13 protein-coding genes are annotated in these 11,164 nt (G+C 66.9%); 5 read left to right on the top strand and 8 right to left on the bottom strand.

The features are described from left to right. Positions 1-130: 130 nt before the first annotated feature. From ABZD10_RS09005 to mazG, 7 genes are all read right to left on the bottom strand, one after another. Positions 131-1,549, bottom strand: coding sequence for a YdiU family protein (locus tag ABZD10_RS09005; protein ID WP_372885939.1), 1,419 nt, complete (start codon positions 1,547-1,549; stop codon positions 131-133). Positions 1,550-1,557: 8 nt separating this feature from the next. Further along, positions 1,558-2,007: a GNAT family N-acetyltransferase gene (locus ABZD10_RS09000; RefSeq protein WP_372885938.1), complete on the bottom strand. Its 450-nt coding sequence runs from the start codon at positions 2,005-2,007 to the stop codon at positions 1,558-1,560. Beyond that, positions 2,004-2,945, bottom strand: coding sequence for a nucleoside hydrolase (locus ABZD10_RS08995; protein ID WP_372885937.1), 942 nt, complete (start codon positions 2,943-2,945; stop codon positions 2,004-2,006). The genes ABZD10_RS09000 and ABZD10_RS08995 overlap by 4 nt, the downstream gene beginning before the upstream one ends. A gap of 68 nt (positions 2,946-3,013) precedes the next feature. After that, entirely contained in the window at positions 3,014-3,559 is a 546-nt protein-coding gene (locus ABZD10_RS08990; RefSeq protein WP_372885936.1) for a hypothetical protein, read from the bottom strand. A 57-nt stretch (positions 3,560-3,616) separates the two neighbouring features. After that, on the bottom strand, positions 3,617-4,207 hold the full coding sequence (locus ABZD10_RS08985) for an HD domain-containing protein (protein WP_372885935.1): 591 nt from the start codon (positions 4,205-4,207) through the stop codon (positions 3,617-3,619). A gap of 133 nt (positions 4,208-4,340) precedes the next feature. Continuing rightward, positions 4,341-5,354: a Fe(3+) ABC transporter substrate-binding protein gene (locus ABZD10_RS08980; protein WP_372885933.1), complete on the bottom strand. Its 1,014-nt coding sequence runs from the start codon at positions 5,352-5,354 to the stop codon at positions 4,341-4,343. 133 nt (positions 5,355-5,487) lie between these two features. Beyond that, entirely contained in the window at positions 5,488-6,309 is an 822-nt protein-coding gene (mazG, locus tag ABZD10_RS08975; RefSeq protein ID WP_372885932.1) for a nucleoside triphosphate pyrophosphohydrolase, read from the bottom strand. A gap of 65 nt (positions 6,310-6,374) precedes the next feature. On the opposite strand from mazG, the gene ABZD10_RS08970 reads away from it, so the two are divergent. The 3 genes from ABZD10_RS08970 (at position 6,375) to ABZD10_RS08960 (ending at position 9,260) form a co-directional block, all read left to right on the top strand. Beyond that, on the top strand, positions 6,375-7,535 hold the full coding sequence (locus ABZD10_RS08970; RefSeq protein WP_372885931.1) for a M20 aminoacylase family protein: 1,161 nt from the start codon (positions 6,375-6,377) through the stop codon (positions 7,533-7,535). Between the two features lie 135 nt (positions 7,536-7,670). Further along, positions 7,671-8,633 carry an agmatinase gene (gene speB / locus ABZD10_RS08965; RefSeq protein ID WP_372885929.1) on the top strand — a complete coding sequence of 321 codons (963 nt, stop codon included), beginning with the start codon at positions 7,671-7,673 and terminating at the stop codon, positions 8,631-8,633. Between the two features lie 168 nt (positions 8,634-8,801). Continuing rightward, the gene (locus ABZD10_RS08960; protein ID WP_372885927.1) at positions 8,802-9,260 is read left to right on the top strand and encodes a DUF1499 domain-containing protein; all 459 of its coding nucleotides are present in this window, start codon (positions 8,802-8,804) and stop codon (positions 9,258-9,260) included. Here the strand turns inward: ABZD10_RS08960 and ABZD10_RS08955 are convergent. After that, positions 9,183-9,536 carry a hypothetical protein gene (locus ABZD10_RS08955; RefSeq protein WP_372885926.1) on the bottom strand — a complete coding sequence of 118 codons (354 nt, stop codon included), beginning with the start codon at positions 9,534-9,536 and terminating at the stop codon, positions 9,183-9,185. The genes ABZD10_RS08960 and ABZD10_RS08955 overlap by 78 nt on opposite strands. 61 nt (positions 9,537-9,597) lie before the next feature. On the opposite strand from ABZD10_RS08955, the gene prfA reads away from it, so the two are divergent. Both prfA and ABZD10_RS08945 read left to right on the top strand, forming a co-directional pair. After that, complete coding sequence (gene prfA, locus ABZD10_RS08950; protein ID WP_372885925.1) at positions 9,598-10,653, top strand: peptide chain release factor 1; 1,056 nt, start codon at positions 9,598-9,600, stop codon at positions 10,651-10,653. Beyond that, on the top strand, positions 10,650-11,164 hold a 515-nt coding region (locus ABZD10_RS08945), incomplete at its 3' end, for a class I SAM-dependent methyltransferase (RefSeq protein ID WP_372885924.1). The genes prfA and ABZD10_RS08945, both read left to right, overlap by 4 nt.

Here is an 11,164-nt window from a genome sequence, read left to right as displayed (position 1 = left end):
GCCGGAAACGGATCGCGCCGCCGCCGCCGTCCGTCGCGCGGACGGGGCGGGAAGGCCGCGGCCTGAGGCCGCGGCGCTGCCTCCGGCGGGGATATTTCCGGCAAGAGAATGAGCGGCGCCCGCCGTCGGTTCAGGTGCCGCAGTAGGTGGCCAGCACGCGTTCGTCCTCGCGCGGGGGGCGGCGCAGGTCGGCGCTGTCGGCCCGGCGCTCGAATGGATCGGTACAGGCCGCAAGAAGGCGCCGGAAGGGGGCCATGTCGCCGCCGATGGCGGCTTCGATCATCTGCTCGACGCGGTGGTTGCGCGGGATCACGACCGGGTTGGCGGCCTGCATCACGGCGCCGGGGTCGGGCTGGGTCGCCAGCCGCGCCTGCCAGTCGCGTCGCCAGTCGTCGAATTCGGCACCATCGGTGAACTCTTCGCGCCCGCCGCCCCCGGCCAGGGCCGCAAAAAGGTTGGTGAAATCGCTGCCCTGCCGGCGCATGGTGCTCAGCAGGCGCTCGGCGAGGTCGCGGTCGCCGGGGGCGGGATCGCTGATGCCGATCTTGCGCAGCAATGTCGCCGTCCAGGCCGCGCCAAGCAGCCCCGGCATGGCGTGCACGGCCTCGGTATAGGCCGGCAGCGCGCCCTCGGGGTCGGCCTCGAGCGCCAGCAGCGCGGTCGCCAGCTGGGCCATGTTCCAGACCACGACATCGGGCTGGGCGCCATAGGCATAGCGCCCCGCGTGGTCGATCGAGGAGAACACGGTCAGCGGCTCGTAGCGGTCCATGAAGGCGCAGGGCCCATAGTCGATGGTCTCGCCCGAAACCGCGCAATTGTCGGTGTTCATGACCCCGTGGATAAAGCCGATGCCCATCCACCGCGTGACCAGCCGCACCTGCCGCGCGATCACCGCGCGCAGGAAGTCGAGCGGCGCCGCGGTGCCGGGGTAATGCCGGGCGCAGGCATGTTCCAGCAGCGCCCCGAGCCCTTCGCGATCGCGGCGCGCGGCCAGCACCTGGAAGGTGCCGACCCGGATGTGGCTGGCGGCGACGCGGGTCAGCACCGCGCCCGGCAGCGCGGTCTCGCGCATGACGGCGGCGCCGGTGGCGACCGCCGCCAGCGCCCGCGTCGTCGGCACGCCGAGCGCATGCATCGCCTCGCTGACCAGATATTCGCGCAGCACCGGCCCGAGCCAGGCCCGCCCGTCGCCGCCGCGCGAATAGGGGGTGCGCCCCGATCCCTTGAGCTGGATGTCGCGGCCGCGCGCCTCGCCCAGCAGAATCGCCCGCCCGTCGCCAAGCTGCGGGTTCCACTGGCCGAACTGGTGCCCGGCATAGAGCTGGGCCAGCGGCTCGGCGCCTTCGGGCAGGCGGTTGCCCGAGAAGACCGCCGCCAGTTCCGCCGCGTCGCCGGCGCCGGTGATGCCGAGCTCGGCGGCCAGCGGGGCGTTGAAGGCCAGGAGCTCGGGGGCGGGCACCGGCTCGGGCGGCAGGCGGGTGAACAGCCGCGCCGGCAGGCGCGCATAGCTGTTGTCGAAAGGGATGGACAGGCGGGCCGGGTCGGGCATGGCGGGCCTCAGAGCTTGCGGGTGACCAGCATGTAGCCCCCGCGCGGCGCAAATCCAGCGCGCTGGTAGAAGGCGCGGATCTCGGGGCTGGTTTCGTCGGCCTTGAGATGGAAGGCACGCACCCCGGCCTCGCCAAGCGCGCCGCCGAGCGCGGTCAGCGCATCGCTGCCCATGCCGCGCCGGCGCACCGGCGGGCGGATGTACAATTCGTCGACATAGGCGTCCATGCCGCCCAGTTCCACCGACCAGCCGAAGGCGAGGACGACATAGCCCACCGGCGCCCGCGCCGGCCCGATGAGATAGACCGCACCCAGCGGCGTGCCCTCGAGCAGCGGCGCGACAGCGGCCATGCGCGCCGCATCGTCGAGAAGGATGCCGGCCTCGGAGTGGCAGGCCTCGACCAGCGGCAGCAGCCGCGCGAGATCGTCGGGGCGGGCGAGGTGGAGGGCGGTGCTCATAGGCGGGCCAGCCTTTCTGTCAGCAGGGCAAAGAACCCATCGGCATCGAGATCGCCGATGAACAGCGCATTGGCGGGCTTGCCGGTGACGCCCCACCAGTCGGCGACGGTCATGCCCATGGTCAGCTCTGATCCGGTCTCGATCTCGACATTGACCTCGCGGCCCGAGAACAGTTCGGGGCGGATCAGATAGGCGGTGACGCAGGGGTCGTGCAGCGGCGCGCCGGGGCTGGCGTATTTTTCGCGGTCGAACCGTTCGAAGAAATCGGTCATCTCGGCCACCGCGATGCCGACCGGGGTGGCAAGCGCGCGAAAGGCGTCGTTGCGGGCACTTGTGACCAGCGCCTTATGCGTGACATCAAGTGGCATCACCACGATAGGAACGCCAGATCTGAACACGATATCAGCTGCTTGCGGGTCGACGTAGATGTTGAACTCGGCCGTGGGGGTGATGTTGCCGACCTCGAAATAGGCCCCGCCCATGAGCACGATTTCCTGAACCCTTTCAACGATGTCCGGCGCTTTTTTGAAGGCGGTTGCGATATTGGTCAGCGGCCCCAGAGGGCACAGGGTGACGCTGCCCGGCGCCTCGGCGCGCAGGGTGTCGATGATGAAATCGACGCCGTGCCGGCTCTGCAGCGGCATCACCGGATCCGGCAGCTGGGGCCCGTCGAGACCGGTCTTGCCATGGACATGTTCCGCCGTCACCAGCGGGCGCCCCAGCGGCCGGTCGCAGCCGGCATGCACCGGCGTTTCGGGAAAGCCGGCCAGTTCGCAGACCTTGCGGGCGTTCTTCTGGGTCAGCTCCAGCGGCACGTTGCCGGCGACGGCGGTGATCCCGAGAAGGTCGATTTCCTCGGGGCTGGCCAGCGCCAGCAGGATCGCCACCGCGTCGTCCTGCCCGGGGTCGGTGTCGATGATGATCTTGCGCGCGCTCATGGGGCCTCCGGTCTGCATGGGTCAGACTGGGCAATCGGCGGCCACTTGTCCAGTGTCTCGGCGGGCTGTCACTTCTTGGGGAATTCCAGCAGCGTCGCCGGGCCCTGCCGCCGCGCCTTCTGGCGGCAGGATTCGCAGATGTCATAGCCGCCGACCTCGATCCGTCTTTCGCTGAAGTCGAAGATGTCGATCCATTCCTCGCCGATCTTGATGCTGCCGCAGATCGCGCAGCGGTTGCGGTCGGCATATTGGCGAAACGACAGCACGCGCGGATCGGCCGACATGTCGCTGATGCTCAGGATCTCGTTGCGAAAGGTCAGCGCGCCATTGGCGCCGGGGATGATCTCCATGCACAGGACACGGCGCACGCCCGGACTGTCGCAGCGGAAATCAAAGCGCGTCGTGACCCCGGTTTCACGGCAGCCGAGAAAGACCATGCGATAGAAGAGAACGGTCTTGGCGCCCTCGATGAAATCCCAGATCGGCCGGCCGAGCACCCGGTCGGCCATCACCGCGCCGCCGTCGTTTTCCCGCGCGAACTCATCCCATTCCGCGTTCACCGAGGCCAGGGCGTCCTTGCTGTCAATGGTATATTCGACAACGGGCTGCTGCATGGCATCAGCCTAGCGCCCTCCGGGGCCGCGGTTCAAGGGTTCCGGCAGGCCTGCCGGTCAGTCGCTGGCGGTCTCGGCCAGTTCCAGATGGCCACCGGACTTGCCGAACACCCGTCGCAGCATCGGCTCGAAGAACGCCAGCGGCTTGCTCGGGTAGTCCGGGTCAAAGGCCTTCTGGTCGTAATGGTGGCAGAAATAGACCGCGTCGTCGTAATGGGGGCTGTCGCGATACCTGTCGCGGGCATGGCGATCGCCGCCCAGCATGTGGTTGTAGTAATAGCCCTGAAAGACGCAGTGATGCTCGATGATCCAGCGCGCCTTTTCGCTCATGTAGGGGCGCACCATGGCGGCGGCCAGCTCACCGTGGTTGTAGGGCGACAGGATGTCGCCGATGTCATGGATCAGCGCCGCGACGACGATTTCCTCGTCGGCGCCATCCTCATAGGCGCGGCTCGCGGCCTGCAGGCTGTGCTGATAGCGGTTGACCGGGTAGGGGGTCCAGTCCTCGTCGAGCGATTTCAGCATCGCCAGGATGCGGTCGACCAGACCGGCGTTGAACGCCTCTTCATAGTCCATGACGGCCTGCCAGTCGGCCTCGGTCGCCTCTTCGAAACTGGTCCATTTGGGTTTATGTGTTCTGTCCTGCATCCGGCAGCCTCCCTTTCCGGTCAGCCTAGGCGGTCATGACAGGGGCGCGCGCGTCCGTTTGCCGCCAAAATCCGGCAAAAAAACGACGCATCCCGGAGGATGCGCCGTCGGTTTTTACTGCTCGCAGATGAAATCAGCCGTCGAAATCGACTTCTTCGGTGATCCGCAGCGCGGCCGGGCGTTGCGCGGCCAATGTCATCAGGTTGACGTCATCGGCGGTGAACTCACCCCAGCTGCTGACCAGCGCGTCGGGCTTGGTGCCGGGGGCGATCGGATATTCGTAATTGGCTTCGGCATAGACTTCCTGCGCCTTGGGCGAGGTCAGGAATTCCATCATCTTCAGCGCCGCGTCCTTGTTGGGCGCGTGTTTGGCCATGGCAACACCGGAGATGTTCACATGGGTGCCGGCGCCTTCGAAGGTCGGGAAGACCACGTTGACGCTGTCGGCCCAGGCTTTCTGCTCGTCGTTGTTCAGCATCTTGCCCATGTAATAGGTGTTGCCGATGGCCACATCGCATTCACCGGCCCAGATCGCCTTGACCTGTGCCCGGTCGTTGCCCTGCGGCTTGCGGGCGAGGTTGGCCTTGATGCCTTCCAGCCAGCCCTTGGCACCCTCTTCGCCGAGGTGGTGGATCACCGCCGAGGTCAGCGCCACGTTATAGGCATTGGTGCCCGAGCGGGTGCAGATGCGGCCTTTCCACTTGGGGTCGGCGAGGTCTTCGTAGGTGGTGACTTCACCCTCGGCGACACGATCCTTGGAGGCATAGACGATGCGGGCGCGGGTGGTCAGGCCGAACCAGTGGTTGTCGGGGTCGCGGTACTGCGCCGGCACGTTGGCGGTCAGCGTGTCGCTGGTCACCGGCTGGGTCAGCCCGGCGTTGACCACGCCGGCCAGGCGCGAGATGTCGACGGTCAGCACCAGGTCGGCGGGCGACCGGTCGCCCTCGGCCTGCATGCGTTCGATCATGCCCTTCTTGAGATAGGCGACATTCACCGTGATCCCGGTCTCGGCGGTGAAGGCATCGGTCAGCGGCTTGATCAGCTCGGGCTGGCGATAGGAATAGATGTTGACCTCATCGGCGATCACGGGCGCGGCGACGGCAATGGCGGTGGCGGCGACGAGGGAGGTTTTCAGATATGCGAACATGCGACTCGGTCTCATTTGCGGTTTCGATTGCAGGCGGAATACCTGAGCAATTTACTTGGGTCAATACCTGAATAAATTATTCAGGTATTTGTCGCGCGTTTTCGCCGGCCTTCCTGCCTGCCGCCCCCCTGGGCTATGCCGGGGCCTTTTCCTCGGCTTTGACCTCGTCCCAAAGCGCGTCCATCTCTTCCAGGCTGGACTGTTCGGGGCGCTTGCCCCTTGCCGCCAGCCGGGCCTCGACCGCCTCGAAACGGCGGGTGAACTTGGTGTTGGTGGCCCTGAGCGCGCTTTCGGGGTCGATCTTGAGATGCCGCGCCAGATTGGCGATCACGAACAGCATGTCGCCGAATTCCTCCTCGATCTCGGCCTGGCTCAGGCTGTCGCGCGCCTCGGCCAGCTCTCCGGCCTCCTCGACGATCTTGTCGACCACCTGCGAGATATCGGGCCAGTCAAAGCCGACCCGCGCCGCGCGGTTCTGAAGCTTCACCGCCCGCAACAGCGCCGGCAGGCCAAGCGCGACCCCCTCCAGCGTGCCGCGCTGCTGCTTGCCGGCCCGTTCTGCGGCCTTCACCTCTTCCCAGTCGCGGGTCTGCTGCTCGGCCGACTTGTCGCGGGTCTCGTCGCCGAAGACATGCGGATGCCGGGCCAGCATCTTGTCCGACATGGTGTCGGCCACCTCGTCAAAGGTGAACAGCCCGCGCTCGGCCGCCATCTGGGCGTGGAACACCGACTGGAACAGCAGATCGCCCAGCTCTCCCTTCAGCTCCTCCCAGTCCTCGCGCTCGATGGCATCGGCCACCTCATAGGCCTCTTCGATCGTATAGGGGGCGATGGTGGCAAAGTCCTGCTCGATGTCCCACGGGCAGCCGGTTTCGGGGTCGCGCAGGCGGCGCATGATTTCCAACAGCCGGGGCATGCCGCCCTTGGGGTTCAGGATCAGCGGGTCTTCGGCCATTGCAACTCTCTCCTCGGCGGTGTTTGTGTTGCATATCAATGGAACGCGAACCGGGAGTCCAGCCCATGCCCGTGGTCAATCGAATTGCCGCCTATGCCGAAGACATGAAAACATGGCGCCGCCATCTGCACGCCCATCCGGAAATCGAGTTTGACTGTCACCAGACCGCCGCCTTCGTCACCGCGCGGCTGCGCGACTTCGGCGTCGACGAGATCCACACCGGCATCGCCACCTCGGGTCTGGTGGCGATCATCGAGGGCAGGGGGCCCGGCGGCACCATCGGCCTGCGCGCCGACATGGACGCGTTGCCGATGCCCGAGACCAGCGGGGTGGACCATGCCTCGACCGTCGCCGGCGCGATGCATGCCTGCGGCCATGACGGGCATACCACGATGCTGCTGGGCGCGGCCCGCTATCTCGCCGAGACCCGCAATTTCTCGGGCCGGGTGGCGCTGATCTTCCAGCCCGCCGAAGAGGGCGGCGGCGGCGCCGGTGTCATGGTCGACGAAGGGATCATGGAGCGTTTCGCCATCGACCAGGTCTATGCGCTGCACAATACCCCCGGCGTCGAGACCGGGCATTTCTATGCCACGCCGGGGCCGATCATGGCGGCGGTGGACGAGTTCCACATCGACATCCAGGGGCGCGGCGGCCATGGCGCCTATCCCCATGAGGCCGCCGACCCGGTGGTCGCGGCCCTCGGTATCGGCCAGGCCCTGCAAACCATCGTCAGCCGCAATCTCGACGCGCGCGGCGAGGCGGTGATTTCGCTGACCCAGATCCACGCCGGCTCGACCGACAACGTGATCCCCGACACCGCCTATATGAACGGCACCGTGCGCACCTTCGATGCCGAAGTGCAGGCGCTCATCATCCGCCGCATGCAGCAGATCGTCGACGGCCATGCGGCGGCCTATGGGGTGACGGCGGCGCTGCGCTATGAACGCGGCTACCCGGCGACGGTCAACGATGCCGACAAGGTGGCCTTTGCCTGCGACGTGGCGCGCGAGATCTCGGGCGCCGAGGCGGTGCGCGACGATTTCGGCCGCGAGATGGGGGCCGAGGATTTCGCCTATATGCTCGAGGCCCGGCCCGGCGCCTATCTGTTCCTCGGTCAGGGCGACGGCCCGATGGTGCACAACCCCAACTATGATTTCAACGATGCGATCTCGCCGATCGGCGCCTCGTTCTTTGCCCGGCTGGTGGAACGGGCGCAGCCGCTGTGACTTGTCGCCGCCCCGGACAAGGGGCGGTGCGAGCCGGCTTTTCACAATGCCCCGCAACGGGGGGCTTGACCTTGCTGCCCGGATTATCCAGAATTTGATCAAATTCATGGGACCGCGGCTGAAAAGGGGCAGGGCATGGCGCTCGAGGATGCGAAATCACAGGTGGACGAGGCCTTCACCCGCAAGGACAGCCGCGGCATGTCCTACGAGAACACCTTCGGCGGCGCGACCTCCTTCCTGCGCCGGCGCTATACCAAGGATCTGACCGGCGTCGACATCGCGGTGACCGGCGTGCCCTTCGATCAGGCGGTGACCAACCGGCCCGGCACCCGGCTGGGCCCGCGCGCGGTGCGCGAGGCCTCGGCGCTTCAGGCCTTTGATGCGCCCTATGGCTGGGACTATAACGTCATGGAGGAATTCGAGATCGTCGATTATGGCGATCTGGCCTTCGACTATGCCAATATCGCCGAGTTTCCCGCCACGCTGACCAATCACATCCGCGAGATCCTCAATGCCGGCGCCGCCAGCCTGACCATCGGCGGCGACCATTACATCTCGTTTCCGATTCTCAAGGCCTATGCCGAGAAATACGGCCCCCTGTCGCTGCTCCAGTTCGACGCCCATTCCGACACCTGGGCCGATGACGACATGCAGCGGGTCGATCACGGCACCATGTTCTACAAGGCGGTGAAGATGGGGCTGGTGGACCCGAAAACCTCGGTTCAGGTCGGCATCCGCACCACCAACGAAGACAACCTCGGCGTGCCGACCATCGACGCCCGCGAAGTGCACGAGACCGGCCCGGCGGCGGTTGTGGCCAAGATCAAGGCGATCCTCGGCGCCCGGCCGACCTATGTCACCTTCGACATCGACTGTCTTGATCCGGCCTTTGCGCCGGGCACCGGCACCCCGGTCTGGGGCGGGCTGAGCTCGGGTCAGGCGGCGATCATCCTGCGCGATCTGGCCGGGATCAACATGGTCGGCGGCGATGTGGTCGAAGTCTCGCCGCCCTTCGACACCACCGGCGCGACGGCGATCGCCGGGGCCCATGTGGTGACCGAACTCCTGAGCCTCTGGGGCGCGACGCGCCGCCGCTGACGGCTTAAACCCTTGGAAACACCGCCGCTTTCGGGAAAATCGACCGCCCTGAAAAAACTGCGGACATTTTTCCAAGAAAGGGTTGGAAAGTGAAACGACCTGATGTTATGTAGCGTCAGGCTGCGGCATTGTAGAGCCCGTTAATCTGTAGTTTAGTGACCAGTGCCCATGGCGATTGTCGCAGTCGCCTCTTCCTCCAAGCGATTGGACGCGATGCGCATGATGCTGTTCTGGAGCCTGGTTCTGCTGTTTCTCGCCGCCCAGGCCTATGTCCGCCTGGCGCCCAGCGACCCGGCCCTGTGGCATGTCGCGCCGCGCGCCGACAGCGACAAGAGCTTTGCCAACGGGGTCGTGCGCCGGGTGCCCGGTGTGGGGCAGGCGGGCTTTCAGCGTCTCGACGCGCTGATCCTTGCCACGCCGCGCACGGTGCTGCTGGCCGGTTCGCCCGCCGAGGGCATGGCGACCTATGTCAGTCGCACCCCGATAATGGGCTTTCCCGATTACACCACGGTGATCACGGCCGGGGATGATCTGCTGATCTACGGGCGCTCACGTTTCGGACGCCGCGATCTCGGCGTCAACGCCGCCCGTGTCGAGGGCTGGATCCGGGCCCTGACCGCCGGCTGAGGGCGGCTCCAGCCGCGACGACAGGCAGGCGGGGGCGATCTCGCGCCACATCGGCACGTTCAGCGACATCTGGCACTGGGCCATGAAGCTGCGCCCGTCGACATGAAGGCAGATGGTGTCGCCGACCTCGACCCGCGCACCCTGGGTGTCGGTGCAATAGCAGTCGATGATCTTGCCGTTGAGGTTGTAATCCGCAGCCGCCGGCGCCGCCGCGCCGATCAGGGCCAGCAGCGCGGCCGCCCTTCGGGGCAATGTGGTGGGCCGCTTGGGTTTCATGCACCGATCATACAGCCAAAGCGCCTCTTGACCAAGCCAGCGGATTGTCTCACTTAGCCTCATGGTTCCGATAGAACGACTTGAACAGATCACCCAGCGTTTCGGCTTTCTCGAAGCGCAGATGGCCGAGGGCGCGTCGGGCACCGACATCGCCCGGCTGGCCAAGGAATATTCCGACCTCAAGCCCGTGGTCGAGCAGATCGCCGCCTACCGGCAGTTGCTGGCCGATCTCGACGAGGCCGAGGCGATGCTGGCCGATCCCGACATGCGCGAGCTGGCCGAGGAAGAGCTGCCGCTGCTGCGCGAACGGCTGCCCGCGGCCGAACAGGCGCTGCAACTGGCGCTGTTGCCCCGCGACAAGGCCGATGCCCGCCCGGCGATGATCGAGATTCGCCCCGGCACCGGCGGCGACGAGGCGGCGCTTTTCGCCGGCGACCTGCTGCGCATGTACCAGCGCTATGCCGAAAGCCGCGGCTGGCGCTTCGAGATCATCGAAGAGCAGCTGACCGAGCTGGGCGGCATCAAGGAGGTGGTGGCCCATGTGAAGGGCGAGAACGTCTTCGCGCGGCTGAAATACGAAAGCGGCGTCCATCGCGTGCAGCGGGTGCCGGAAACCGAAAGCGGCGGGCGCATCCACACCTCGGCGGCCACCGTGGCGGTGCTGCCCGAGGCCGAGGACGTGGACATCCAGATCGACGCAAGCGATCTGCGCATCGACACCATGCGCGCCTCGGGGGCCGGCGGCCAGCACGTCAACACCACCGATTCGGCGGTGCGCATCACCCATATTCCCAGCGGCATCGTGGTCACCAGTTCCGAGAAGTCCCAGCACCGCAACCGCGAGATCGCGATGCAGGTGCTGAAGGCGCGGCTCTACGATGCCGAACGCCAGCGCGTCGATGCCGAACGCTCGGCCGACCGCCGCGCCCAGGTCGGCTCGGGCGACCGCTCGGAACGCATCCGCACCTACAATTTCCCCCAGGGGCGGATGACCGACCACCGCATCAACCTGACGCTCTACAAGCTCGACGCGGTGATGGGCGGCGATCTCGACGAGATCGTCGATGCGCTGACCGCCGACGATCAGGCGCGGCTGCTGGCCGAGATGCAGGCATGATCCTGCGCGAGGCGCTGACCCGGGGCATCCGCCACCTCAGGGAGGCCGGCATCGCCGATGCCGCGCGCGACGCCCGGGCGCTCCTGGCCGAGGCCGCCGGCATCGACGTTGCGCGGCTCACCCTCGAGGCCGACCGCGAACTGGCCGATCCGCAGCGTTTCGAGGCCCTGCTCGCGCGCCGCGCCGCCAATGAGCCGGTGTCCAAGATCCTCGGGCGGCGCCAGTTCTGGGGCCGCGATTTCGAGGTCACCCGCGACACGCTGGACCCGCGCCCCGAAACCGAGACCTTGATCGCCGCCGCGCTCGAGCTCGGGCCGGTGTCGCGCTTTGCCGATCTCGGCACCGGCACCGGCATCATCGCCGTCAGCCTGCTCTGCGACTGGCCCGGGGCCCGCGCCGTCGCCACCGATGTCAGCCCGCCAGCGCTCGCGGTGGCCGGGCGCAACGCGGCCCGGCACGGGGTCGGGGCGCGGCTCGAGCTGTGCCGAAGCGCCGATGTGGACGACTGGCT

Origin of the sequence: Shimia sp., assembly GCF_041624275.1 — a bacterium.
GTDB lineage: Bacteria > Pseudomonadota > Alphaproteobacteria > Rhodobacterales > Rhodobacteraceae > Shimia.
The sequence above is the reverse complement of the archived record's forward strand: the minus strand, read 5'-3'. Positions and strand labels throughout refer to the sequence as shown.

Coding starts and splice junctions, on each gene's coding strand:
- ABZD10_RS09005 (WP_372885939.1), bottom strand. CDS start 1,549: ATGCCCGACCCGGCCCGCCTGTCCATCCCTTTCGACAACAGCTATGCG.
- ABZD10_RS08955 (WP_372885926.1), bottom strand. CDS start 9,536: ATGAAACCCAAGCGGCCCACCACATTGCCCCGAAGGGCGGCCGCGCTG.
- ABZD10_RS08980 (WP_372885933.1), bottom strand. CDS start 5,354: ATGTTCGCATATCTGAAAACCTCCCTCGTCGCCGCCACCGCCATTGCC.
- ABZD10_RS08995 (WP_372885937.1), bottom strand. CDS start 2,945: ATGAGCGCGCGCAAGATCATCATCGACACCGACCCCGGGCAGGACGAC.
- ABZD10_RS08985 (WP_372885935.1), bottom strand. CDS start 4,207: ATGCAGGACAGAACACATAAACCCAAATGGACCAGTTTCGAAGAGGCG.
- mazG (WP_372885932.1), bottom strand. CDS start 6,309: ATGGCCGAAGACCCGCTGATCCTGAACCCCAAGGGCGGCATGCCCCGG.
- ABZD10_RS08960 (WP_372885927.1), top strand. CDS start 8,802: ATGGCGATTGTCGCAGTCGCCTCTTCCTCCAAGCGATTGGACGCGATG.
- ABZD10_RS08970 (WP_372885931.1), top strand. CDS start 6,375: ATGCCCGTGGTCAATCGAATTGCCGCCTATGCCGAAGACATGAAAACA.
- ABZD10_RS08990 (WP_372885936.1), bottom strand. CDS start 3,559: ATGCAGCAGCCCGTTGTCGAATATACCATTGACAGCAAGGACGCCCTG.
- prfA (WP_372885925.1), top strand. CDS start 9,598: ATGGTTCCGATAGAACGACTTGAACAGATCACCCAGCGTTTCGGCTTT.
- ABZD10_RS09000 (WP_372885938.1), bottom strand. CDS start 2,007: ATGAGCACCGCCCTCCACCTCGCCCGCCCCGACGATCTCGCGCGGCTG.
- speB (WP_372885929.1), top strand. CDS start 7,671: ATGGCGCTCGAGGATGCGAAATCACAGGTGGACGAGGCCTTCACCCGC.